Annotated in this window: 17 protein-coding genes, 5 tRNA genes, 4 rRNA genes and 2 riboswitches; of the genes, 3 read left to right on the forward strand and 23 right to left on the reverse strand. The window is 50.9% G+C overall.

What is annotated here, in order from left to right:
- Window positions 1–3: 3 nt before the first annotated feature.
- The 6 genes from tatA to AC51G0_RS18105 all read right to left on the reverse strand — a co-directional run bounded on the left by tatA (window position 4) and on the right by AC51G0_RS18105 (window position 5206).
- A complete protein-coding gene (gene tatA / locus AC51G0_RS18080) occupies window positions 4–252 on the reverse strand; it encodes a Sec-independent protein translocase subunit TatA (RefSeq protein WP_496300074.1) in 249 nt (82 codons plus the stop codon).
- Between the two features lie 68 nt (window positions 253–320).
- Entirely contained in the window at window positions 321–1958 is a 1638-nt protein-coding gene (ubiB, locus tag AC51G0_RS18085; protein WP_496300075.1) for a ubiquinone biosynthesis regulatory protein kinase UbiB, read from the reverse strand.
- Between the two features lie 3 nt (window positions 1959–1961).
- Window positions 1962–2567 carry a ubiquinone biosynthesis accessory factor UbiJ gene (locus tag AC51G0_RS18090; RefSeq protein ID WP_496300076.1) on the reverse strand — a complete coding sequence of 202 codons (606 nt, stop codon included), beginning with the start codon at window positions 2565–2567 and terminating at the stop codon, window positions 1962–1964.
- A 7-nt stretch (window positions 2568–2574) separates the two neighbouring features.
- A complete protein-coding gene (gene ubiE, locus AC51G0_RS18095) occupies window positions 2575–3330 on the reverse strand; it encodes a bifunctional demethylmenaquinone methyltransferase/2-methoxy-6-polyprenyl-1,4-benzoquinol methylase UbiE (RefSeq protein ID WP_496300077.1) in 756 nt (251 codons plus the stop codon).
- Between the two features lie 73 nt (window positions 3331–3403).
- Window positions 3404–4954 (reverse strand): DNA recombination protein RmuC, encoded by a 1551-nt coding sequence (gene rmuC, locus AC51G0_RS18100; RefSeq protein WP_496300078.1) that lies wholly within the window; start codon window positions 4952–4954, stop codon window positions 3404–3406.
- A gap of 117 nt (window positions 4955–5071) precedes the next feature.
- Window positions 5072–5206: a hypothetical protein gene (locus AC51G0_RS18105; RefSeq protein WP_496300079.1), complete on the reverse strand. Its 135-nt coding sequence runs from the start codon at window positions 5204–5206 to the stop codon at window positions 5072–5074.
- A gap of 309 nt (window positions 5207–5515) precedes the next feature.
- On the opposite strand from AC51G0_RS18105, the gene AC51G0_RS18110 reads away from it, so the two are divergent.
- On the forward strand, window positions 5516–6418 hold the full coding sequence (locus AC51G0_RS18110) for a DMT family transporter (protein WP_496302015.1): 903 nt from the start codon (window positions 5516–5518) through the stop codon (window positions 6416–6418).
- A 148-nt stretch (window positions 6419–6566) separates the two neighbouring features.
- On the opposite strand, the gene AC51G0_RS18115 is transcribed toward AC51G0_RS18110, so the two are convergent.
- Window positions 6567–7769 carry a multidrug effflux MFS transporter gene (locus AC51G0_RS18115; RefSeq protein WP_496300080.1) on the reverse strand — a complete coding sequence of 401 codons (1203 nt, stop codon included), beginning with the start codon at window positions 7767–7769 and terminating at the stop codon, window positions 6567–6569.
- A 117-nt stretch (window positions 7770–7886) separates the two neighbouring features.
- On the opposite strand from AC51G0_RS18115, the gene AC51G0_RS18120 reads away from it, so the two are divergent.
- Together AC51G0_RS18120 and AC51G0_RS18125 are read left to right on the forward strand one after the other, a co-directional pair.
- The gene (locus AC51G0_RS18120; RefSeq protein ID WP_496300081.1) at window positions 7887–8843 is read left to right on the forward strand and encodes a LysR substrate-binding domain-containing protein; all 957 of its coding nucleotides are present in this window, start codon (window positions 7887–7889) and stop codon (window positions 8841–8843) included.
- 156 nt (window positions 8844–8999) lie between these two features.
- Window positions 9000–10787 (forward strand): aminopeptidase P family protein, encoded by a 1788-nt coding sequence (locus AC51G0_RS18125; protein ID WP_496300082.1) that lies wholly within the window; start codon window positions 9000–9002, stop codon window positions 10785–10787.
- A gap of 175 nt (window positions 10788–10962) precedes the next feature.
- Here AC51G0_RS18125 and thiH read toward each other — a convergent pair whose 3' ends face one another.
- The 16 genes from thiH to rrf (AC51G0_RS18205) form a co-directional block, all read right to left on the reverse strand.
- Window positions 10963–12075 carry a 2-iminoacetate synthase ThiH gene (gene thiH, locus AC51G0_RS18130; RefSeq protein WP_496300083.1) on the reverse strand — a complete coding sequence of 371 codons (1113 nt, stop codon included), beginning with the start codon at window positions 12073–12075 and terminating at the stop codon, window positions 10963–10965.
- Window positions 12076–12085: 10 nt separating this feature from the next.
- The gene (locus AC51G0_RS18135) at window positions 12086–12856 is read right to left on the reverse strand and encodes a thiazole synthase (RefSeq protein WP_496300084.1); all 771 of its coding nucleotides are present in this window, start codon (window positions 12854–12856) and stop codon (window positions 12086–12088) included.
- Window positions 12857–13078, reverse strand: a complete 222-nt coding sequence (gene thiS / locus AC51G0_RS18140; RefSeq protein WP_496300085.1) for a sulfur carrier protein ThiS — start codon at window positions 13076–13078, stop codon at window positions 12857–12859.
- 5 nt (window positions 13079–13083) lie between these two features.
- A complete protein-coding gene (locus AC51G0_RS18145; RefSeq protein ID WP_496302017.1) occupies window positions 13084–13845 on the reverse strand; it encodes a HesA/MoeB/ThiF family protein in 762 nt (253 codons plus the stop codon).
- Window positions 13835–15082, reverse strand: a complete 1248-nt coding sequence (locus AC51G0_RS18150; RefSeq protein ID WP_496300086.1) for a thiamine phosphate synthase — start codon at window positions 15080–15082, stop codon at window positions 13835–13837. Before AC51G0_RS18150 ends, AC51G0_RS18145 begins: the two co-directional genes overlap by 11 nt.
- Entirely contained in the window at window positions 15082–17004 is a 1923-nt protein-coding gene (gene thiC / locus AC51G0_RS18155) for a phosphomethylpyrimidine synthase ThiC (RefSeq protein ID WP_496300087.1), read from the reverse strand. The genes AC51G0_RS18150 and thiC overlap by 1 nt, the downstream gene beginning before the upstream one ends.
- A gap of 136 nt (window positions 17005–17140) precedes the next feature.
- Window positions 17141–17238, reverse strand: a riboswitch (TPP riboswitch).
- Window positions 17239–17341: 103 nt separating this feature from the next.
- On the reverse strand, window positions 17342–18712 hold the full coding sequence (locus AC51G0_RS18160; protein WP_496300088.1) for a voltage-gated chloride channel family protein: 1371 nt from the start codon (window positions 18710–18712) through the stop codon (window positions 17342–17344).
- Between the two features lie 84 nt (window positions 18713–18796).
- Window positions 18797–18860, reverse strand: a riboswitch (Fluoride riboswitch).
- A gap of 261 nt (window positions 18861–19121) precedes the next feature.
- Window positions 19122–19198 (reverse strand) — tRNA-Trp (locus tag AC51G0_RS18165).
- Window positions 19199–19442: 244 nt separating this feature from the next.
- Window positions 19443–19519: transfer RNA gene (locus AC51G0_RS18170), tRNA-Trp, on the reverse strand.
- 36 nt (window positions 19520–19555) lie between these two features.
- Window positions 19556–19632: transfer RNA gene (locus tag AC51G0_RS18175), tRNA-Asp, on the reverse strand.
- Window positions 19633–19675: 43 nt separating this feature from the next.
- Window positions 19676–19791, reverse strand: a 5S ribosomal RNA gene (rrf, locus tag AC51G0_RS18180).
- 183 nt (window positions 19792–19974) lie between these two features.
- A 23S ribosomal RNA gene (locus tag AC51G0_RS18185) occupies window positions 19975–22866 on the reverse strand.
- A gap of 292 nt (window positions 22867–23158) precedes the next feature.
- Window positions 23159–23234 (reverse strand) — tRNA-Ala (locus AC51G0_RS18190).
- 43 nt (window positions 23235–23277) lie between these two features.
- Window positions 23278–23354: transfer RNA gene (locus AC51G0_RS18195), tRNA-Ile, on the reverse strand.
- Window positions 23355–23429: 75 nt separating this feature from the next.
- Window positions 23430–24982: ribosomal RNA gene (locus tag AC51G0_RS18200) — 16S ribosomal RNA — on the reverse strand.
- Window positions 24983–25467: 485 nt separating this feature from the next.
- Window positions 25468–25583, reverse strand: a 5S ribosomal RNA gene (gene rrf / locus AC51G0_RS18205).
- Together the 16S, 23S and 5S rRNA genes with 5 tRNA genes alongside form the textbook arrangement of a ribosomal RNA operon.

Below are 25583 nucleotides of genomic sequence, written 5' to 3' on the forward strand. Positions count from 1 at the left end.
GCGTTAAACCTGCTCTTTGTCTTTCTGGCTCTTTTGAGCCTGCTCACCTTGCTGGTCATCAGCAAGTTTCTTTTGCTCGAAATCCGCGTCTGCTTCTTTCTTGGCTGCTGAGTCTTCGTCACCGATCGCTTTCTTAAAGCCCTTCACGGCAGAACCTAGATCACCGCCCATCGAGCGAAGTTTCTTGGTTCCGAACAGAAGCACAATGATCAGTGCAATGATAAGCAATTGCCAGATACTAATACCACCCATGCTTGTTTTACCTCAGCTAATTGTGGTTGATAACAAAAAAGATATATTTAGGCTGCATATTTTACCTGCTATTTACGGCAAGCACGCCACCCAAGTAACCAAAACGTGACCCCCGTAACGGCAGAAACCGCCGGATAAGTTTCAATATGATTACTAAAAAGTATGGCAGAACATACAAACAGAGTTGCACCAATGCCAAAATAGAACCTTGCCTGGCCCTGATAACGCCGACTTTCCATGAAATTGTCGTACAGTGTATCAATTCGCTGGTTCAGCACATTGCCCTGGCGCAAACTGTCGTAAAGTAATTCCGGCAATTCTGGCAGTTTTTCGGCCCAGAACGGTGCCCTACTTTTAACACCATCAATCACCGCCTGTGGTCCGACCTGACGTGACATCCAGTCTTCCAGGAATGGCTTGGCGGTATCCCACAGATCCAGTTGCGGGTAGAGCTGACGTCCCAACCCTTCGACATATAACAAGGTTTTCTGCAGTAATACCAGCTGCGGCTGTACTTCCATATTGAAGCGGCGCGCGGTATTAAATAAATTCAGCAGCACATGGCCAAAGGATATTTCAGCCAGTGGTTTTTCAAAAATGGGCTCGCACACTGTGCGGATCGCAAATTCAAAATCATCAATGTTGGTATCTTTCGGTACCCAGCCCGAATCCACATGCAACTCGGCGACTTTCCGGTAGTCACGGTTGAAAAATGCCAGCAGGTTTTCGGCCAGGTAACGCTTGTCTTCCCGGTTAAGGGTGCCGACAATACCACAATCAAGTGCAATCCACTGCGGATTTTCCGGGTTCTCACGGGCCACAAAAATATTGCCGGGATGCATGTCGGCATGGAAGAAACTGTCACGGAATACCTGGGTAAAAAAGATATTCACCGCATTTTCCGACAGCAGCTTCAGATCTGTGCCATTGGCAACCAGGGCATCAATGTCAGACACTTGAATACCGTAGATGCGCTCCATTACCAGCAGCCGTTCACTGCTAAGATCGGTATACACTTCTGGTACATACAGCATGTCGCTGTCTTCGAAGTTACGCCGCAGCTGGATGCCATTGGCCGCTTCGCGCATCAGGTCCAACTCATCGAGCAAGGTTTTTTCGTACTCTCGTACTACTTCAACCGGACGTAGACGACGCGCTTCCGGCAAGATACGCGACAAGATACGCGCCATCCGGTACATCAGTTTAATGTCGGCCTGAATGACCGGGAGAATATCCGGGCGGATCACTTTGAGCACAATCTTGCGACCATCCGCTTTCAGCGTCGCGGTGTGTACCTGGGCAATGGATGCCGAGGCCAACGGGGTTTCGTCAAAATCATCAAACCAGGTTTCCAGCGGACCACCCAGCGACTGTTCCATCTGCTGTTTCGCCAGCTTACCGTCAAACGGGGCGACCTGATCCTGCAGCATCGCCAGCTGGTCGGCGATATGCGGCGGAAACAGATCCCGGCGAGTCGACATCATCTGGCCAAATTTGATCCATACCGGGCCCAGCTCCTGCAAAGCCAGCCTCAAACGCGCGCCTAGCGGCTTGTCAGCATGCTGGTTCTTAATCCAGAACAGCGATTTACGCGCCATTTTTGGCACTTTAACCCGCGGATCTTCAGGCAGGAACTCATCCAGCCCATAACGCAGTTTAACCGTGGTAATTTGATAGAGACGCTTAAATTCCGAATAGGTCATCATGGTTTAACGCAACCCCAACAACTGGTTCAAGCGGGATTCAAAGCGTGCCACATCTGATTTCAAATCATCAACCTGATCAGCAAAATGCGCAACTTCCAGAGCCTGCGGGGCAAGCTTCCATTCTTCGGTGATCACTTCCGCTAAATCTCGCTGGCGTCGCTTGGCCCCCTGGCGGATCATTTGCGCGCCACTTTTCAGGCCACCTACCAAGGTATGGGCAACAATATCACCAGTATATTGCGACAGTTTCTCTTCAATATCTGGCTTTAGCCCGCTCAGCAACGCCGAGAACTGCTGAGCCAGCTGAATATCACCTTCCAGAGCCAGTTTATCGGCCTTGATCAGCTGAGTCAGGTTGGCTTGCTGGCGCAACTCCGGCAGTACGCTCAGGTTTAGCGCCAGATCGCAATCCACTTCACCTTCATAAGCACCCAGCACATCAATCTGCTGGCTGAAAATGAAAATGAGTTTCTTACCAAATTCATTGATGGTTACGCTAATGACTTTACCGCGCAAGCGCCCAAGGCGGCGTTGACTTTCCGCGTCGTCTTTCAATAGCGTGTTGAGCGAGGTTTCTACCGCGCCGGTCACAAAAGCATCGAATGGCATAATGTCCTCAGAACTTGTAGCCGCGGTGCAGGGCAACAATACCCCCTGTCAGGTTGTAGTACTGGGTCTGCTCAAAGCCGGCATCCTTCATCATGCCTTCCAGCGTATCCTGATCCGGATGCATGCGAATAGATTCAGCCAGATAGCGGTAGCTTTCTGCATCATTGGCGATCAGCTCACCCATTTTAGGCAACAGGTGGAAAGAATAAGCGTCATAGACTTTCGACAGCGGCTCAAGCAACGGCTTGGAAAACTCCAGCACCAACAGACGGCCACCAGGTTTTAGCACCCGGAACATCGAGCGCAACGCCTTATTCTTGTCGGTTACATTACGCAGGCAGAAGCTGATAGTAATGCAATCAAAATAATCATCCGGGAAAGGCAGCTCTTCGGCATTGGCCTGGACGTAACCCACGTTGCCGACAATACCGATATCGCGCAGTTTGCTGCGGCCGACTTTCAGCATTGAATTATTGATATCCGCCAGCACAACTTGTCCGTCTTCACCGACAATGCGGGAAAACTTAGCGGTCAGATCGCCCGTACCACCACCTAAGTCCAGCACACGCTGGCCACGGCGAACACCACTGCAATCAATGGTAAAGCGCTTCCATACCCGATGGATACCCAACGACATCATATCGTTCATGATGTCGTATTTTGCTGCTACGGAATGAAATACTTCCGCGACCAGATCCGCTTTTTCTTCCTTGGCTACAGTACGATAGCCAAAATGGGTCGTATCTTGTGTGGTGTCCGTCATGCTATATCCGTCATGCTATATGTGTTTAATTATCCGGCTTAGTGTACTTGATGGTCGTGGTTTGCTCAAAGCACTACGGTAAATCATTTGCAACAGAGGCAGCAGGCGGTAATACCGTGTGTTCTCTTTCTCCCGTTTCCGCTACCGTCGTTTGTGCCTGCTCAACCAGGTTGGGACTAATATCCCGCTTCACTTCAACCCCCAGCAACTTAAAGCTTTCAGCCTGGCGGATCACATTGCCACGCCCCGTTGCCAGCTTGTTCATCGCGCCCTGATAGCTCAGGTTGGCTTTATCAAGCGATGCCCCTACCGCTTCCATATCGGTGACAAATAGGCGCAGCTTGTCGTAAAGCTTGCCGGCCCGCTCAGCAATCTGCTTGGCATTTTGGTTCTGGCGTTCGTTGCGCCACAGGTTATTAATAGTTCGCAGGGCCACCAGCAAGGTCGTCGGGCTGACCAGCATGATATTCTGATCCATGGCATCGCGGATCAGGCTCGGATCGGCCTCGATAGCAGCCTGAAATGCAGGTTCTACCGGAATAAACATCAGCACGTAATCCAGGCTGTGAATCCCATGCAGCTGATGATAGTCCTTGCGGCTCAGGCCTCGGATATGGCTACGCACTGAAGCAACATGCTCACTCAGCGCCAGCTCCTGCTCGGCAATAGTTTCAGCATTAAAGAAACGCTCGTAGGCGATCAGCGACATCTTGGCATCAATCACCACTTCTTTTTCCTGTGGCAGGTGCACAACCACATCTGGCTGATAACGCTTGCCCTCATCATTTTCCAGGCTTATTTGGGTCTTGTACTCATGCCCTTCCCGTAGTCCGGATTCACTCAGTACCCGGGCCAGCACCACCTCGCCCCAGTTACCCTGCGCTTTATTATCCCCTTTTAGGGCCTGGGTCAGGTTAACGGCTTCACGGGCCATTTGCTCATTGAGCTGTTTCAGGTTATTGATTTCATGAACAAGGGTATGCCGCTCACGAGCTTCCTGGCTGAAATTATCACTGACTTGTTTCTTAAAGCCTTCCAGCTGTTCTTTGAGTGGACTGAGCAAATTTTCCAGGCTCAGCTTGTTCTGCTCATCGACGGTACGGGTTTTATGTTCGAACAACCGGTTGGCTAGGCTCTCAAACTGCACCCGCAATCGCTCTTCGGCATTTTCTAGCAGAGCAATCTTTTCATCCGCCGCTTTTTGCTCTTCAAAATGGCGGGCTTCTTGCTCGCGCAGATCCGCTTCAAGTCCGGCATTGGCCATACGGGCATTTTCCAGCTGCTCGGTTAGATACTGTTTCTCATTTTTCAGCGCTTCAAAGTGACGCATTTTCTCTAGCGCCGCCGCCAGCCGGGCATGCATCTGGCGCAATTCAGAGGTGAGCCGATCGCGCTCGACATCCAGCTCATCGAGATCCTGGTTTCGCTCAGCCAACTGAGCAAGGTAGTGCTGTTCCTGGCTTTGTGCCAGGCGTACATCCGCTTCTGCCTGCTGGCGAAGTAGCTGCTCTTGTTGCTGCCAGCTGCCTCTCATCCACAATGCAGTGATCACACTGGCTACGGTTGCTCCGGACAAAGCCGTGACGACAGCCAGCTCCGCTCCTGTGAGCCACTCAGTTATCATGATTTACACACCCTAAATAATAGAAAGAATGATGATTACCTGACGGATTCATTCTTAACGTGTTCTGCCGCTAAAGGCTAAGTGGATACTGGATAAATGTCCAGCCATTCTAACAAGCTAGCCAGGCATCATCCGTTGTGGCTGCCCGTCTGCCATTATGATTGGGCTTGCTGTCACAGCCTGGGATCCGGTGATCTGGCCGGGCTTACAACAATCGAATAGACTGCGAGCTAGGGCCTGTTGACCTTTCATCGCCTTTCCTGCTGGAAGAGCTTTTTTCTGATAACAAGGCGAAGGGGTTTAATCATAGCCATCTATATTGATATTCCGACAACGCAGTTAGCAGGAAAAATAGCCCCAGCCTTTTGGGTAGAGGCTAAAAAGACTTCATTCTGCGTTACTCAGAACTCAATTAGCTGACTAATCTTCATTCTTCGTTCCTTGCCTGAAGACTTTTTTAGTCTCTACAGGCTTGGCGCTGAAAGGCCAACAGGCCCTATATATGACGAATAACCCGTGCTGCGTCTCTATCGTGGCAGCCAACATGATTATGGATGAATGATGAACGAACGTTACGCTCTCGGATACGGATTAGCGGCTGTCTTGTTATGGTCGACAGTCGCCACGGCATTTAAGATCACCCTAGACTTCTTCAGCCCGATCCAGATGATGGTTGCCGCCAGTATTGTTTCTGCCATCGCACTGATCATCATTGCTTTCTTTCAGGGTAAGCTACACCTGCTTGGCCGTACATTCATGGCCCGCCCTTTCTACTATTTACTGCTTGGGCTGATTAACCCCTTTGCCTATTACCTGATCCTATTCAAGGCGTATGATCTGCTACCGGCCTCACAGGCCCAGCCTCTCAACTACAGCTGGGCAATTACGCTCACCCTGATGGCCGCCGTATTTCTCGGCCAGAAAATTCGCAAACAAGACTGGGCAGCCTGTGGCTTAGGTTATTTAGGGGTCGTCGTTATTGCCACCAAAGGCGATGTCATGGCATTGCAGTTTGATAATCCTGCCGGCGTTGCCCTGGCACTACTGTCCACCTTATTGTGGGCCATGTACTGGATCTTAAATACCAAGAACCAGGCTGATCCCGTGCTGGGCGTACTGCTCGGATTCTTGCTATCCCTACCTTTTTCTATCGGGCTTAGCCTCTATTTAGGCGCTTGGCCAACTGTGCCTTGGCAGGGCTGGGCAGCCGTCAGCTATGTCGGATTGTTTGAAATGGGGGTGACCTTCGTGCTCTGGCTCAACGCAATGCGGCTAACCCGCAATACTGCCCGGATCAGTAACCTGATCTTCATTTCTCCGTTTATCTCGCTGATATTGCTGGCAACGATTATCGGCGAAGAGATCCATGCATCGACCCTTGCCGGGCTGGTATTGATTGTCTGCGGCTTGCTGGTACAGCAATGGAAAGGCAAGAAAGCCCAGCCTGCCGACTCTTCGTGCTAATAAAAAACGTATAAAGGGAAGCTGATAAGGCTTCCCCTTTTCAATGAGCAAAAAAAAAGCCTGCCACAGCGTGACAGGCAAATCATGTTAGGGTTGTCGAGACCCAGCGCCCTGCAGGGAAAGGCGTCTAGTTATAAATTCAACATCGTTAGCTGCTTGCCGCTACCGCATGCCAACGGCGGCCCAGTTTTGACCACAAGATCAGCAGGCCAGGTACCAGTAGCCACATCTGCAGCGTCAGTAGCATCGGCGGTGTCAGATCCAGGCGCTGAGTCAAACTCACCATCATGCCGGCACCACTCATCTGGAATAGCCCCAGCAGTGCCGCAGCAGTTCCCGCTCGGTCACCAAACGGGGCCAATGCTTTACCGGCCGCCGAGCCCAGAACAAAGGCAAAACCGAAAGAAGACATAAAGATAGGCACCATAAAGGCCCATGCCTGGTGGATGCTGCTCAGTACCAGCATCGCTGCACCGGAACCCACCAGCATCAGCAGGCCAAGGTTTAAGGTATTACGGGTGCCAAATTTATCCATGTATTTCGGCGCCACCATGCAGGCCAGAATATTCAACGCCGCATTCACACCAAACCACATTGTGAATTGGCCCATATCCTGGCCTAGCTCCATCATCAGCCATACCGGCGCCGAAGTGACATAAGCCAAAATCACGGCCATCGCCAGCATACAAAGAGTGGCATGGAACAAAAATACCGGTTCGCGCAGCACCGACATATAGCGGTCGACACTGATCAGTGCGCCATCGGTATTCGTGTCTGCCGGGCGTGTCTCTTTGAAAAAGACAGCAAGGAAAGTACCGGCAACCAATGCAAAACCGGCCATGAAGCTAAAGTTTGAACGCCAGCCAAATTCATGGGTCAGCCATGAGCCGAGCAGAGGAGCCAGGGCAGGAATAAAACAGATAGCCCCGTTCAGATAGCTGATCATCCGACCGCTACGCTCAGGCCCGAAGCTGTCACGAACCGCAGCAAAGGCCGCCACTGATGTCGCACAAGCACCGAAGCCTTGTAATAATCGCGCCACCAGCAATAAATCTAATGTCTGTGCCCAGTACGCCATTGCCGCACTCAAAGCATAAATAGCGACACCACCCAGCGCGATTGGTCGACGGCCAAAACGATCAGCCAATGGCCCGGCCAATAGCTGTCCCAATCCCAGGCTGAACATAAACCAAGTAACAGTATCCTGTACCCGGGTTGTTTCAACGGCAAACGTCTCCGCCATCGCTGGCAGAGCGGGTAGGTAGATATCAATAGCCAGCGGGCTAAACAGAACAAGGATGACCATCAGGGCGACCAATCTTGTTCCAGAGTGAATTGTTTCAGACTTCATATGACTTTCCTTTCTCGTTATGGCGGCAGTCTAAGCCCTTAGAGATATGAATAGAAATGGTTTATATTCAAATCAGAATTTCCTTTTGGGAATATCACTCTGCATGAGGTTTTTTTTGTGTCTTTTGAGAAGCTTGCTCGACTCGATCTTAATTTATTAGTGTGCCTACACGTCTTGCTCGAAGAGTGCAGCGTGACCCATGCCGCCAGGCGATTGCATTTGAGCCAATCCGCTGTCAGTAAGTCTCTTACGCGACTGCGCGAGCAGTTTGGTGATCCGCTGTTCATTCGTTCTGCCCACGGTCTAAAACCGACATCGCGTGCTTTGGCATTATTGCCAATGCTAGAGCAACTGTTACGTGATGTTGAAAACCTGACGGCCCCCGCTGTGTTTGAACCACAAAGCAGTGACCGCCACTTTAAGATGGCCCTTGTCGAAAGCGCCTACCCGCTTTTCCTCCCGCAGTTTCTGGGAGATATTTTTTCCAAAGGGCCGAATATCATCCTCGATACCCAATCCTGGGAGCCCAATACCTTTGATCGGCTTCAGCGAGGCGAAATTGATTTCGGTATTACGGGTAAAGATCTCAATCCCAAGGATGCCATGCTGACCCTCATGCCGCCGAAAGGGATTGTTTTCCAAGAGCTGTGCCGTGATACCCAGCGTTGCATTGTCCGCAGGGACCACCCGATATTGTGCCAACCCGACAGGGCATGGGATCAAGACTACTACCTCGAACAACGCCATATTCAGGTGCGCTGCGGGCAAGATGACCGTTGGCTGCTGGACTATAAACTGGCAGAAAAAGGCTTGCAGCGTGATATCGCAATGTACGTCCCCGATTTCAACAGTGCAGCAAGCCTGTGTACCCATACTGATCTCGTGTTTACCGCACCTAGCCACTTTGCCCATTATATTGCCGCCCAACTTAATTTGGTCGTGCTGCCATTACCGCCAGAACTTCCTGCTATGGCCTACACCCTTTTCTGGCATCAGCATCAAGAAAAAGACCTCGGACACAGTTGGTTAAGGGAGTTAATCATCAGTCGGTGTCGTGATTTGTCTGCCACTTAATTGCAGCCTGCCAGCAAAAGCGCTAACGTAATGAGCCCAGCCTGAACAACTCAGTGCAAGGCAATTAATATCTGTAATACCAGCCTTGCTTTGAATTATTCAGGTTGGCATTCATTCCGTCGCACAGGCGGTGGCATAAACAAGGAACCTCAAAACATGCAAGCAGTTATCTCACAACGTGTTGAGCAGATCCGCCAATGGCTGGCTGACAACCAGCTCGACGCTTTGCTTATTCCCCATGAAGATGAATACCTCGGCGAATATATCCCGGCCCATAACGAACGTTTGCTATGGACGACAGGCTTCACGGGATCAGCAGGCATGGCAGTGATCACGCGTGATAAAGCCGCTGTATTTGTTGACGGCCGCTACGTCGTTCAAGTTCGCAAGCAAGTTCCTGGTGACGTCTTTGAATACCGCCACCTGATTGATGAACCACCGGTTCAGTGGACTCAGGATAACCTTGCTGCTGGCAGCAAAGTGGCGATTGATGCCCGTCTTCATAGCGGTGCATGGCTAGCACGCACAACCGAAAGCTTAACCGGAGCCCTGGAGCTCGTTTGCATTGATGCAAACCCTATCGACACACTCTGGCATGATCGCCCGGCAGCAACGCTATCCAATGCTAAACTGATGGGCTTGGATTTCGTTGGCCAAAGCAGCGCAGACAAGCGCACCGAAATTGCGGCTGAATTGAAAAAGCAAAATGCCGAAGCGACACTGCTAACCCAGGTTGACAGCATTGCCTGGCTGTTGAATGTACGCGGCAGCGATGTACCAAGCCTGCCGGTGTTGCTATCTACCGCCATTATCCATACTGACGAAAGTGTTGATTTCTACATTGATGCCACCCGCCTTCCTGCAGAGTTTATAACGCACGTCGGTGAGGGTGTTCGTATCCACCAACCGCAAGCACTAGAAGCCGGGTTGCAGGCACTCAGCGGTAAACAGGTGCTGATTGATCCGGCAACCAGCAATGCATGGGCAGGTCAGGTACTGAGCGCAGCTGGTGCCAGCTTGATTGAAGCCGCCGATCCTTGCCTGCTACCAAAAGCGGCCAAGAACCCAACAGAAATTGCCGGAATGAAAGCCTGCCACATCCGTGATGGTGTGGCAGTATCTAAATTCCTGGCGTGGGTTGATGCTCAAGTTGCTGCGGGTAACCTACTGGATGAAGGAACGCTGTCTGATAAGTTGTGGCAGTTCCGTATTCAAGATAGCAGCTGCAGTGATGTTAGCTTTGATACCATTTCTGCCGCTGGCGGTAACGCCGCAATGTGCCACTACAATCACCTAAACCAGCCAGAGCCAAGTGTTCTGGAAATGGATAATGTCTACCTGGTCGATTCAGGTGGCCAGTATCCTGATGGCACCACCGATATTACCCGTACAATTGCGGTTGGCCAGCCAGGCGACGAAGTGAAACAAACCTTCACGCTAGTACTGAAAGGCCATATTGCCCTGGCGTCGGCTCGTTTTCCGAAAGGCACAACTGGCTCTCAGCTTGATGCGCTTGCTCGCCAGCACTTATGGGCACATGGCTTTGACTATGACCATGGGACCGGCCACGGTGTCGGCCACTTCCTGAGTGTCCATGAAGGTCCGCAGCGTATCGCGAAAGTGTACAACCCAACGGCATTGCTGCCGGGTATGGTGCTGTCTAACGAGCCGGGATACTACCGTGCCGATGCCTTTGGTATCCGCATTGAGAACCTGGAACTGGTTGTTGAAATCGAAACCGCGGGTGATATGACCGTAATGGGTTTTGAATCGCTGACTCGTGCCCCAATTGACCGCCGCCTGATCGATATTAGCTTGCTGACGGATGTCGAGCTGGCATGGCTTAACAACTACCACCAGACAGTGTTTGAGGTGATCAGCCCATCGCTTGAAGGTGATGATCTTGCCTGGCTTGCACAAGCAACCACACCGCTTAAGCGCTAATAATAAGTCTTAAGCTGTAGATACCATAACGCCCGCATTCATGCGGGCGTTATCACATTCACGACTAAAAATACTACTGTTCGGGATTTGGCTCTAGAGCAAAGAGAAAGCGCTGAGTTTATAAGTATAAATGAGCACTTTCGATGCCGATATAGAGCCAAATAACAACAGTCTGTTACCCAGAGTAAGCGTGGTGCCAGTCCTTCCAGACCACCTCAAAACCATGGCTTTTGACAGCATTAGCCACTGCAGCCGCTGAACGCTCATCGCTGATCGAGAACTGCTCCAGCTCAGGCTCATCATCGGCATAACCGCCTGGCTGGGTTTTGGATCCTGCCGACATACTGGTGATGCCAAGCGGCAGGACATTATCACGAAACTGTGGCGACTCTCGGGTCGACAACGATAACTCGACTTCCGGATTCAGTAGGCGATAAGCGCAGATCAGCTGAACCAGCTGGCGATCATTCATCACCGACTTTGGCTGCAACCCACCTTCGCATGGCCTCAGGCGAGGGAACGAGATAGAGTAGCGAGTCTGCCAGTAAGTACGCTCCAGGTAATCAAGATGGCTTGCAACAAAGAAGCAGTCCGTACGCCATTCTTCCAATCCGATCAGGGCACCTATCCCTATCTTATCAATCCCGGCTTTCGCTAGGCGATCCGGCGTTTCCAGGCGGTACTCAAAGTCCATTTTATTGCCACGCAGATGGTGCTCGGCATACGTAGATGCACTATAGGTCTCCTGGTATACCATCACAGCATCAAGACCTAAGGTTTTCAGCTCGGCATACTCGCCCTGATCCAGCGGCTGGACTTCCATCGCCAGATAGCTGAACTGCTCTTTGACCGCCGGAACGGCATGACGGAAATATTCCATGCCGACCTTGCGCTCATGCTCACCGGTCACCAGCAGTACACTGTCAAAGTTCATCGTCTTGATGGCTTGACACTCACGTTCAATCTCTGGCGCAGTCAGCGTACGGCGCTTGATCCGGTTTTCCATCGAAAAGCCGCAATAAGTACAGGCATTGGCGCAAAGGTTCGACAGATACAGCGGCACATAAAATGAAATCGTATGGCCAAACCGCTTGCGGGTAAGTGCCGCTGACTGTTGGGCCATCTGCTCTAGGTATGGCTCAGCCGCAGGTGAAATCAGCGCTTTAAAATCTTCCAGATCCCGCTTGGGCTTACGCAGTGCACGCTCGACATCCGTGGCGGTTTTGCTATAGATAGACAGCCGAATATCATCCCACTCAAGCTGCTTCCAGACATCAACGTAACTCATACCGAGCCCCTTATGCGGTTTGATCCAAGAATGCAGTCAGCGGGCTTGAGGCAATGGCATGGTTCACCGTCCCCGCCAGGCCTGCTTCATACGCCATCCGGCCACTTTCAACCGCAAGTTTAAAAGCTTTGCCCATCGCAATAGGATCGGCGGCGGCGGCAATCGCGGTATTCACCAGCACAGCATCGGCCCCCATCTCCATTGCTTCGGCAGCATGAGAAGGCGCTCCGATACCCGCATCAACAATCACTGGCACCCGTGCCTGATCGATAATAATTTCGAGAAAATCACGCGATGCCAGACCTTTATTGGAGCCGATCGGCGCACCTAACGGCATCACAGCGGCACAGCCGACTGCTTCCAACCGTTTACACAGTACCGGATCGGCATGGCAATAAGGCAGTACGATAAAGCCTTCACGCACTAGCTCTTCTGCCGCCGCCAAGGTTTCAATCGGATCAGGCATCAGGTATTTAGGATCGGGGTGGATTTCCAACTTCAGCCAATTGGTACCCAGTGCCTCACGCGCTAACTTGGCAGCAAACACAGCTTCTTTGGCATTTTTCGCCCCAGAAGTATTGGGGAGCAGATTAACTCCGGCAGCCAATAACGGGGCCAGAATATCATCGTCACGATTTTCGATATCGACCCGTTTCAGTGCCATGGTGACCAGCTCTGACTTAGAGGCAATAATCGATTCAGCCATCGTCTGGCTGTTGGCATATTTACCGGTACCGGTAAACAGGCGGGATGAAAAAGTCTTGTCTGCAATAGTGAGCATTTAGCCTCCGGCAATAGCTTGGAATAAGGCAATACGATCGCCAGTGTTGAGTAATGTGCTGTCCCATTCGCTTCGGGCAACAATATCGTCATTCAAAGCCACTGCGGTTGCCTGCAATGGCATCTCCAATGTGGTAAGCAGCGCAGTCAGGCTTTGCCCTTCAGGGCACTCGACAGGCTTTTCATTAACCTGAACCTGAATCACTGACGTCGTGACTGTCATAATTTTTATTCTCCTGTGCCGCACACCGGGCACCGTTTGTCTTGAGCAAGGCTAAATCTGTGCCATGCCATCGTCAGGCCGTCAAACTGCTGCAGCGCACCAAAGGCGACCTCACCGGCTCCGGTTATGAGCTTGATCGCCTCCAGCGCCTGCATCGTCCCCATCATGCCAACCACTGGACCGACAATACCTGAATTGCTGCAATTCAGTGGCTCTTGCGGCGCGTCCGGCTGCCATGGAAACAGGCAGTGATAGCAAGGACCATGGCCCTGGCGGAAATCAAAGGCCATCAATTGCCCTTGCCAGCGAATTGCTGCACCTGAAATCAATGGCTTGTTGGCATCAAAGCAAGCCCGATTGACAGCATGCCGGGTTTCCAGGTTGTCCGAGCAATCCAGCACCACATCCGCCAGGGCAACTTCCATCGCCAGTCTCTGATCGGCCAACCGAGCCTGTACCGGACGGACGCGGATATGGGGATTCAACGCCTTGAGCTGCTCGGCAGCCGCCTGCACCTTGCTCTGTCCCTGGTGGTTATCGCGGTAAATCACCTGGCGCTGGAGGTTCGAGCTATCGACCTCATCATCATCAGCGATAATGAGATTGCCGACACCAGCCCCAGCTAAATACAGCGCCGCTGCCGAACCCAACCCGCCAGCACCGACCAGCAGCACCTGAGCCTGGCTCAATAACTGCTGACCTTGCTCCCCGATCTCGGGCAGCATGATCTGGCGGTTATAGCGCATAAACGCCTGATCACTGAGCATCATCACAATCCTTATGATCATGTCGAACCAGCAGCTGGTTGAATGCCTCAACGGCCATTCGGGTATCTTCTGCCTGGGTGACAGCCCGCACGACAGCGACACTGCTAACCCCGGTACGCCAAACTTTTTCGGCCCTCGCCAGATCGATACCACCAATGGCAACAGTCGGGAAAGCATCACCAACCAGCTTCTGATACAGCGCCAGACGGTTAAGCCCCTGTGGCTTTGATGGCATCTCTTTGGTTGTGGTCGGGAATATATGTCCCAGCGCAATATAGCTCGGGCCAAATTCTGCCGCCCGCAGGATTTCATAGTAACCATGGGTCGACAGGCCCAGGCGCAAGCCTGCTTGTTGGATCGCAGCCAAATCAGCCGTTTCCAGATCTTCCTGGCCAAGGTGGACACCATAAGCCTGGTGCCTAATAGCCAACTGCCAGTAATCGTTCACATAGACCTGGGCCTGATGCTTTTCTCCAGCAGCAATGATCTGCTTAACCTGAGCGTCTAGGGTTGGGTCTGCGGGATCTTTGATCCGTAACTGGGTGGTCGTAACGCCCAAGGTAAGCAAGCGTTCAACCCATTCTGCCGAATCTACTACCGGATACAGTGCCAGCTTGGTTGCATCGGTTGTGGCAAAAGACGCCACCGCCACTTCTTTGCTTGCCCAGCCCAATTCATTAACTTCAGGGTGGTTGGCCGTCAGCGGTCGCGGAAATAGCTCACGCCCCATTGGCCAGCCCGTTTCCCCATAGCCATCAGCATGAGTTTCAACATAGCCGCGGGCATGAGCACGCGACAGTGTTACGGCATCTTCCAGTGGATAATCCAAAGCCAACGCTGCCAACAACATCGCGCGTTGTGGCTCGCTGGCACCAGCATGGTGGCAGTACACCGCTCTGGCTTCGCCATTATGGTGCCAAATATCAACACAGCCTTTTTCGGTCGGCAATCCACAGACAACCAGGGATGGATCCTGTGCAACCTGCCGTTGCAATTCGCTTAGCTCTGGATAAGGTGCGATCCATTGGTCCAACACCTTATAGCCCGCAATATCAGCCTCAGCCTGGTTAAACACCAGGCTGAACTGACGCTCTTCGATCTGAATATCGACAGTACCCGACTCGCTCCACTCAACGCTCACCTGCTCGCCAAGCTGATACTTATCAGCCGTGGCCAGCAAAGGTTCCACATGCATCAGCAGTGGCGCTAGACTATCGGGTAAACATAAAGAGCTCATTAACTATCCTCTTGAACAGGGTGATATAACTCACTACCTCTAGCTCGGAATTCATCGGCTTTCTGCTGCATGCCTTCGAGAGGATCATCAAGTAGCTTGATCGCCAGCCCCTCATTTTTCTCTAGGTTACTGGCGTATTCCCGCACCTCTTGCGAGATCTTCATCGAGCAGAATTTTGGCCCGCACATCGAACAGAAGTGAGCCACTTTGCCAGACTCCTGAGGCAGCGTTTCATCATGATAGGCTCGCGCCGTATCCGGGTCTAAACCTAGGTTAAATTGGTCTTCCCAGCGAAATTCAAAGCGCGCTTTTGACAAGGCATTATCACGTACTTGGGCGCCCGGGTGACCTTTTGCCAAGTCTGCCGCATGAGCACATAGCTTGTACGTGATCAGTCCCACTTTTACATCGTCTTTATTGGGTAATCCCAGGTGTTCTTTCGGTGTGACATAACAAAGCATGGCGCAGCCATACCAGCCAATCATTGCTGCACCAATGCCTGAGGTTATATGGTCATAGCCAGGGGCAATATCAGTTGTCAGCGGGCCAAGGGTATAGAAAGGCGCTTCGTGGCAATGCTTCAGCTGCTCTTCCATATTTTCTTTGATCATATGCATTGGCACATGGCCCGGGCCTTCAATCATGACCTGGACATCGTATTCCCATGCGATCTTGGTCAGCTCACCGAGAGTTCGTAGCTCACTGAACTGAGCTTCATCATTGGCATCAGCAACGGATCCAGGGCGCAGGCCATCGCCCAATGACAAGGCAATATCATATTGGGCACAAATTTCACAAATTTCTCGGAAGTGCTCATACAAGAAACTTTCCTGGTGGTGAGCCAAGCACCACTTCGCCATTATCGAACCACCACGAGACACGATGCCAGTGACGCGCTTTGCTGTCATCGGCACATAGCGCAGCAATACACCAGCATGGATAGTAAAGTAGTCGACACCCTGCTCTGCCTGCTCTAACAACGTATCTCGGAAAACTTCCCAGTTCAGGTTCTCAGCAATCCCATTGACCTTCTCCAGAGCCTGATACATTGGCACCGTACCAATCGGCACAGGGCTATTGCGGATGATCCATTCACGAGTTTCGTGAATATTGCGACCGGTAGACAAATCCATCACCGTATCGCCCCCCCAGCGGGTCGACCACACCAATTTTTCGACTTCTTCTTCAATGGATGAGCTGACAGCAGAGTTACCAATATTGGCATTCACTTTCACCAAAAAGTTGCGGCCAATGATCATCGGTTCTGTTTCAGAGTGGTTAATGTTGGCCGGAATAATTGCTCGGCCTTCAGCCACTTCTTTGCGGACAAATTCAGGGGTGATTTCTTCAGGTAGATTGGCACCAAAGCTGATCCCAGGATGCTGCTGGTTAAGTACCTCGTCGCGATACTTTGCCCGACCCATATTTTCGCGGATCGCGATAAACTCCATCTCAGGAGTAATAATACCTTGGCGGGCATAATGCAGCTGGGTCACACATTGACCCGCTTTAGCCCGGCGAATACGGTTAGCTTCACCAAAACGCAGATCATCTAACGTATCATCGGCCAGACGCTCTTTCGAATAGGCAGAACTTAACTCATCAAGCAGCTCGGTATCAGCTCGCTCAGTGATCCAATTTTCACGCACTTTTGGCAAACCGGCATAAATATCTACCGCCTGCTCCGGATCGGTGTAATAGCCTGACGTATCATAGACTCGTACCGATTCATTCGGCTCAAAAATAGGATCTGTTTTCGTGCCGCCGACGAGGCTGTCTGACAGCGTAATTTCACGCATTGGTACCTGTAGATCAGGGCGACTACCTTGAACATACACTTTTTGAGAGTTGGGGTAAGGTTGGGCTGTTAGTGAATCAATAAATTGTTTAGCTTCCAGTCTCGCTTGTTTGCGACTCGACATAGCAATTTCCTTTAAATTCCATAATAGGGGAAGTTGCTTGACGGATTGGTGCTTAAACAAGAGGCATACACGTAGGGTGTGCAGCGTCATCTGATACCGCAGCTACAGCATATCGGTGATGATAGTGCAGCTAAACAGAAGATTGTCTCTTGTTCCCTTCGCAGGTATTAGCCCGATCAGGTTCTACGGATCCCGCAATGCGGTCTCAGCCAGTTGGCACTCCGACAAGTTGAGTGAAGAGTATAGGTAAGCAAGCAATCAGCAGCAAGCGCAATCGACAGAAAATGATGAACTGATGTAAAAACAACTCAGGCCGCACTTTCATACGGCCTGAAGATTATTTTGTGTATTTTTTCACCACATTTTTAAGCAAAGACGAGTGAGTATCCCGAAGCTCTCCGAGCTTATGGGTGATTTTAGGTGCGCCATCCAAGTCGAACAACTTAGGCACAGCCACTCTTTGTGAAGAATAAATACCTGTGTGACCACTAAAGTAATAGGCCGTATAACAAGCAATGGCAAAGTACAGCATGTGCTCGGCACCAAATAGTTCTACCCCCATAATGGTACAGGCCAGTGGTGTATTGGTTGCCGCCGCAAATACAGCCAAAAAGCCCAAAGCTGCAAACAGATCAACCGGGGCGCCCAGCACCCAAGCCATAGTATTACCCAGCGTCGCACCGACAAAAAACAGTGGCGTCACCTCGCCACCTTTATAGCCAGCAGCCAAGGTAATTGCCGTCAACAGCAGCTTTAATAACCAGCTGTACCATTCAGCGCCACCTTCCGTAAACGCACTGAGAATGCTGACACCGCCTTCCCGGCTCGAGTAGACCCCAAGGCCAATGTAGTCATAGTTACCAATTAATTGAACGGCTGCAATTACAATCAAACCGCCAACAACCACGATCAGATAAGGGTTCTTCAATGTTGCCTTGAAAATATCTTTAAACGCATGGGTTAGCTCACCAAATAAATACCCAGCAAGACCAAAAGCAATGGCTGCCAGCATAATCTTCGCAACCATCACGATATCGACTTTAACTGCATGTTCAAACAGGGTAATAGTCTCAAGGAAATCAATTCGGTAATGGGTATGGTGAGCCCCCCAGGCACTACAGACAACATCAGCCAAAATGGCAGCAAACAAAGCAGGAATGATGGCATCATAACGCAAGCGGCCAATCGCCAGCACTTCGAGTGCAAAAATGGCACCAGTCAGAGGCGTGCCGAAGACAGCACCAAAGCCAGCTGCCACACCAGCAATCAATATCAACCGGGTATCTGCTTCATTAAGCTTAAACAACCGGGCCAGCCAATGGGTTGTCGCCCCACCTATCTGCACCGCAGTACCTTCACGTCCGGCTGAGCCACCGAACAGGTGGGTAATAACCGTCGTGATCAACACCAGTGGTCCCATGCGTGTCGGGATACCGGCTCCGGGTTCATGGATTTCATCCATGATCAGGTTATTACCCCCCTCAGAGTTCTTACCAAGGTTACGGTAACAATACACAATGGCAATGCCAGCCAATGGCAAAAGATAAATCAGCCAAGAGTTATCGATGCGAGTTTCAGTAGCAAGGTTCAGGATCCACAGGAAGAAAGCATTCAAAGAGCCGACAATCACGGCAACAGGAATTATTAGAAGTGCCCATCTCAGTATCTGGACAAAAATTTTAGGATTAGCGCTTAATGGGTGTGCCATACCGGGTATCTATCTTAATCAGGATAATATTCAGGATAGATGTTATGGCAAATGACCGGGCCCCACCATAGACGGATCTATCCTACTACAGCAGGAGTCATCATCTCGGTTGAGCGGTTAAAGGTGGAACTCCATCACCCGTCACCAACATGGCTGCTAGTGACAACTGTTGTATGCTATCGGTAATCATCATTAGCAACAAGTTCAAAATACGTGTTTGCGCTTTTGTGTTGACCTTGAACAATTTTCTCAAAGCCCAGATACAGCAAAGCCCCAACATTTCAGTCGAGGCTTTTGAGTGTGGCAGGGGGAAGAGATTCGACCGGGCTGGCGATCCAGTTCCCAACATTGCTTCGTAGAAGCAACAAATGTAAAAAGGCCCCGACATTGCAGTCGAGGCCTTCGAATGTGGCAGGGGTGGAGAGATTCGAACTCCCAACACGCGGATTTGGAATCCGCTGCTCTGCCAATTGGAGCTACACCCCTAATACGTATGAAAGTTATTCTACTGGGTACTCACCGAAAATCAAACCGATTTTCCTTCGGCCAGTCACATTATTAGTAAGAATAAATAGATAGTTACAATCAAGTTAACCCGCAAGGCTTTGAAAAGCAAAGCACGGTAATACAGTAGCACTTACCATCAAGAAGCGAAATATTCTGCGCTCACATTGCTTTAATAAGCAGAAAACACAAAAAAGCCCCAGTCTTTCGACTGAGGCTTCGTATATGGCAGGGGTAGAGAGATTCGAACTCCCAACACGCGGATTTGGAATCCGCTGCTCTGCCAATTGGAGCTATACCCCTGTAGTTATTTTAAAGACTTAACTCTGTCTGAATAAGTGGCGGAGCGGACGGGACTCGAACCCGCGACCCCCGGCGTGACAGGCCGGTATTCTAACCAACTGAACTACCGCTCCACTCAGGACTAACGTTCGTTCATAACGCTAACCTAAATTGGGAGCCTGGCGATGTCCTACTCTCACATGGGGAGACCCCACACTACCATCGGCGCTATTACGTTTCACTACTGAGTTCGGCATGGGATCAGGTGGGTCCATAATGCTATGGTCGCCAAGCAAATTCTGTTTTATCTACCGCCCAAAGGCGATAAATAGCAATCTGGGAAAGTTAACTAGCTGTTCTCAGCACCATTCAAGTGCTTCGTGGAGTCCATACCTACATGGATGTAGGCAATACTGATAATCGTCTTGGTCCGGCATTCCGGGAACGATTTCAGTGAAAAACCCCTTGGGTGTTGTATGGTTAAGCCTCACGGGCAATTAGTACAGGTTAGCTCAATGCCTCGCAGCACTTACACACCCTGCCTATCTACGTCGTAGTCTCCAACAACCCTTTAGGATACTTAAAGTATCAGGGATGACTCATCTCAGGGCTCGCTTCGCGCTTAGATGCTTTCAGCGCTTATCGATTCCGAACTTAGCTACCGGGCAATGCCACTGGCGTGACAACCCGAACACCAGAGGTTCGTCCACTCCGGTCCTCTCGTACTAGGAGCAGCCCCCTTCAATCATCCAACGCCCACGGCAGATAGGGACCGAACTGTCTCACGACGTTCTAAACCCAGCTCGCGTACCACTTTAAATGGCGAACAGCCATACCCTTGGGACCGACTTCAGCCCCAGGATGTGATGAGCCGACATCGAGGTGCCAAACACCGCCGTCGATATGAACTCTTGGGCGGTATCAGCCTGTTATCCCCGGAGTACCTTTTATCCGTTGAGCGATGGCCCTTCCATTCAGAACCACCGGATCACTATGACCTGCTTTCGCACCTGCTCGAATTGTCATTCTCGCAGTCAAGCGGGCTTATGCCATTGCACTAACCTCACGATGTCCGACCGTGATTAGCCCACCTTCGTGCTCCTCCGTTACTCTTTGGGAGGAGACCGCCCCAGTCAAACTACCCACCAGGCACTGTCCGCACCCCCGATAAGGGGGCGACGTTAGAACATCAACACTACAAGGGTGGTATTTCAAGGACGGCTCCACCATATCTAGCGACATGGTTTCAAAGCCTCCCACCTATCCTACACATGTAGGGTCAATGTTCAGTGCCAAGCTGTAGTAAAGGTTCACGGGGTCTTTCCGTCTAGCCGCGGGTACACAGCATCTTCACTGCGATTTCAATTTCACTGAGTCTCGGGTGGAGACAGCGTGGCCATCATTACGCCATTCGTGCAGGTCGGAACTTACCCGACAAGGAATTTCGCTACCTTAGGACCGTTATAGTTACGGCCGCCGTTTACCGGGGCTTCGATCAAGAGCTTCGACCGAAGTCTAACCCCATCAATTAACCTTCCGGCACCGGGCAGGCGTCACACCGTATACGTCATCTTTCGATTTTGCACAGTGCTGTGTTTTTAATAAACAGTTGCAGCCACCTGGTATCTGCGACTCCCAGTAGCTCCATCCGCAAGGGACTTCACCGCCAGGAGCGTACCTTCTCCCGAAGTTACGGTACCATTTTGCCTAGTTCCTTCACCCGAGTTCTCTCAAGCGCCTTGGTATTCTCTACCTGATCACCTGTGTCGGTTTGGGGTACGATTGCTTACAACCTATCGCTTAGAGGCTTTTCCCGGAAGCATGGCATCAATGACTTCATCACCGTAGTGACTCGACATCGGGTCTCAGCCTTAAGTATTCCCGGATTTACCTAAGAATACAGCCTACACCCTTGAACCAGGACAACCGTCGCCTGGCCCACCTAGCCTTCTCCGTCCCCCCATCGCAGTTATAAGCAGTACAGGAATATTAACCTGTTTCCCATCGACTACGCCTTTCGGCCTCGCCTTAGGGGTCGACTTACCCTGCCCCGATTAACGTTGGACAGGAACCCTTGATCTTCCGGCGAGGGAGTTTTTCACTCCCTTTATCGTTACTCATGTCAGCATTCGCACTTCTGATACCTCCAGCAAACCTTACGATTCACCTTCAACGGCTTACAGAACGCTCCCCTACCCAATGCAGTAAACTGCATTGCCGCAGCTTCGGTGTATAGCTTAGCCCCGTTAAATCTTCCGCGCAGGCCGACTCGACCAGTGAGCTATTACGCTTTCTTTAAATGATGGCTGCTTCTAAGCCAACATCCTGGCTGTCTGAGCCTTCCCACATCGTTTCCCACTTAGCTATAACTTTGGGACCTTAGCTGGCGGTCTGGGTTGTTTCCCTCTCCACGACGGACGTTAGCACCCGCCGTGTGTCTCCCGGATAGTACTTACTGGTATTCGGAGTTTGCAAAGGGTTGGTAAGTCGGGATGACCCCCTAGCCTTAACAGTGCTCTACCCCCAGTAGTATTCGTCCGAGGCGCTACCTAAATAGCTTTCGGGGAGAACCAGCTATCTCCAGGTTTGATTGGCCTTTCACCCCTAGCCACAAGTCATCCGCTAATTTTTCAACATTAGTCGGTTCGGTCCTCCAGTAAGTGTTACCTCACCTTCAACCTGCCCATGGCTAGATCACCTGGTTTCGGGTCTAATCCTAGCAACTTATGCGCCCAGTTAAGACTCGGTTTCCCTACGGCTCCCCTATACGGTTAACCTTGCTACTAAAATTAAGTCGCTGACCCATTATACAAAAGGTACGCAGTCACACCACGAAGGTGCTCCTACTGCTTGTACGTACACGGTTTCAGGTTCTATTTCACTCCCCTCACAGGGGTTCTTTTCGCCTTTCCCTCACGGTACTGGTTCACTATCGGTCAGTCAGGAGTATTTAGCCTTGGAGGATGGTCCCCCCATGTTCAGACAGGATATCACGTGTCCCGTCCTACTCGATTTCACTAAAAGCGCGCTGTCGGCTACGGGGCTATCACCCTTTACTGCTGTGCTTTCCAGCACATTCGCCTAACATGCAACTAGCTTAAGGGCTAATCCGGTTTCGCTCGCCGCTACTGCCGGAATCTCGGTTGATTTCTATTCCTCGGGGTACTTAGATGTTTCAGTTCCCCCGGTTCGCCTCGCTACGCTATGTATTCACGTAGCGATACTGGCTTATGCCAGTGGGTTTCCCCATTCGGAAATCCCAGTCTCAAGTGGCTTTTACTGCCTAAACTGGGCTTATCGCAAGTTAATACGTCCTTCATCGCCTCTGACTGCCAAGGCATCCACCGTGTACGCTTAGTCACTTAACCATACAACCCCAAGAGGTTTCGTATGGTCAACAACCAAGGTTTGTGTCTCTCCTTCTCTACATGAAAGAGCAGGGAGACATTGGTTTTTCGCCGGACTCTACACAAGACACTTGAATGTGTTTGCTTGAGAACTCGTTCTTCATAAAGAAGAACATTTTAATTCAATTGTAAAAATTGAATTTACTAGTCAGCTTTCCAGATTGTTAAAGAACATGTGTTGACCTTCGAAAAGGTGTCCACTTTTTAAAAGTACTATATATCTCTGTCTTTCAAGAGAAGTACGTTTAAAGAGTGGTGGAGCTATGCGGGATCGAACCGCAGACCTCCTGCGTGCAAGGCAGGCGCTCTCCCAGCTGAGCTATAGCCCCAACGTATTAAAAAGACTGTCACACACTTTCTTTGGGAAGAAAGTGGTGGGTCTGAGTGGACTTGAACCACCGACCTCACCCTTATCAGGGGTGCGCTCTAACCACCTGAGCTACAGACCCAAGTCTTTTCACGTTCTTTTACATTTCGACCAGGCAATCTGTGTGGACACTGCATAAAACAGTTAAGTCTTTAGGTAAGGAGGTGATCCAGCCCCAGGTTCCCCTAGGGCTACCTTGTTACGACTTCACCCCAGTCATGAACCACACCGTGGTAAACGCCCTCCCGAAGGTTAAGCTATCTACTTCTGGTGCAGCCCACTCCCATGGTGTGACGGGCGGTGTGTACAAGGCCCGGGAACGTATTCACCGTAGCATTCTGATCTACGATTACTAGCGATTCCGACTTCATGGAGTCGAGTTGCAGACTCCAATCCGGACTACGACGTACTTTGTGGGATTCGCTCACCATCGCTGGTTGGCAGCCCTCTGTATACGCCATTGTAGCACGTGTGTAGCCCTACTCGTAAGGGCCATGATGACTTGACGTCGTCCCCACCTTCCTCCGGTTTATCACCGGCAGTCTCCCTGGAGTTCCCGCCATTACGCGCTGGCAAACAAGGATAGGGGTTGCGCTCGTTGCGGGACTTAACCCAACATTTCACAACACGAGCTGACGACAGCCATGCAGCACCTGTCTCAGAGTTCCCGAAGGCACGAAACCATCTCTGGTAACTTCTCTGGATGTCAAGAGTAGGTAAGGTTCTTCGCGTTGCATCGAATTAAACCACATGCTCCACCGCTTGTGCGGGCCCCCGTCAATTCATTTGAGTTTTAATCTTGCGACCGTACTCCCCAGGCGGTCTACTTAACGCGTTAGCTCCGAAAGCCACGGCTCAAGGCCACAACCTCCAAGTAGACATCGTTTACGGCGTGGACTACCAGGGTATCTAATCCTGTTTGCTCCCCACGCTTTCGCATCTGAGCGTCAGTCTTTGTCCAGGGGGCCGCCTTCGCCACCGGTATTCCTTCAGATCTCTACGCATTTCACCGCTACACCTGAAATTCTACCCCCCTCTACAAGACTCTAGTCTGCCAGTTCAAAATGCTGTTCCGAGGTTGAGCCCCGGGCTTTCACATCTTGCTTAACAGACCGCCTGCATGCGCTTTACGCCCAGTAATTCCGATTAACGCTCGCACCCTCCGTATTACCGCGGCTGCTGGCACGGAGTTAGCCGGTGCTTCTTCTGTCGCTAACGTCAAGGCATGCAGCTATTAACTACACACCCTTCCTCACGACTGAAAGTACTTTACAACCCGAAGGCCTTCTTCATACACGCGGCATGGCTGCATCAGGGTTTCCCCCATTGTGCAATATTCCCCACTGCTGCCTCCCGTAGGAGTCTGGACCGTGTCTCAGTTCCAGTGTGGCTGATCATCCTCTCAGACCAGCTAGGGATCGTTGCCTTGGTGAGCCGTTACCCCACCAACAAGCTAATCCCACCTGGGCTAATCTTAGCGCGAGAGGCCCGAAGGTCCCCCTCTTTGGCCCGTAGGCATTATGCGGTATTAGCTATCGTTTCCAATAGTTATCCCCCACACTAAGGCATATTCCCAGGCATTACTCACCCGTCCGCCGCTCGCCGCCCTTAGCGTCCCCCGAAGGTTCAGCTAAGTCGCTGCCGCTCGACTTGCATGTGTTAGGCCTGCCGCCAGCGTTCAATCTGAGCCATGATCAAACTCTTCAATTAAAGTTTTGTTGTTCCTTTCGGAACGGCTCAATGAATACTGACTTCAAAACTGTTTCTTACCGAAGCAAGAAAGTAATTTTAAAGCTATTACCATTATTCTTTTCATATAGAGAAGAGAATGGTAATGAATTGACTGTGCCAAATAACCGTAGTTATTTGTATTGGTCACTCAGTTCATTGATAAATCTTTCGACTTAACTTTTTCACGAGTGCCCACACAGATTGCATGGTCAAATTGTTAAAGAACGTTGACTTTCAATGCCTTGGCGCGTTGCGCTTCAGCAAGTCAGGACGCGTATAATACGCTTCTCTGTTTTTAAGTCAAGATAAAATTTTCATCTTTTTAATCATTCGATTAAAGAGCAAAAACCTTATATTGACTCCGCTCACACCGGGTTCGGTAAGAGCGAAATAAAAGCCCGTTGTTGCCAACGGGCTCTCGTTTTCTGTCATTCACTTTTAAAAAAGTGAAATCAAAATTTGGAGCCTGGCGATGTCCTACTCTCACATGGGGAGACCCCACACTACCATCGGCGCTATTACGTTTCACTACTGAGTTCGGCATGGGATCAGGTGGGTCCATAATGCTATGGTCGCCAAG

The organism is Photobacterium sp. HL06 (genome assembly GCF_059552575.1).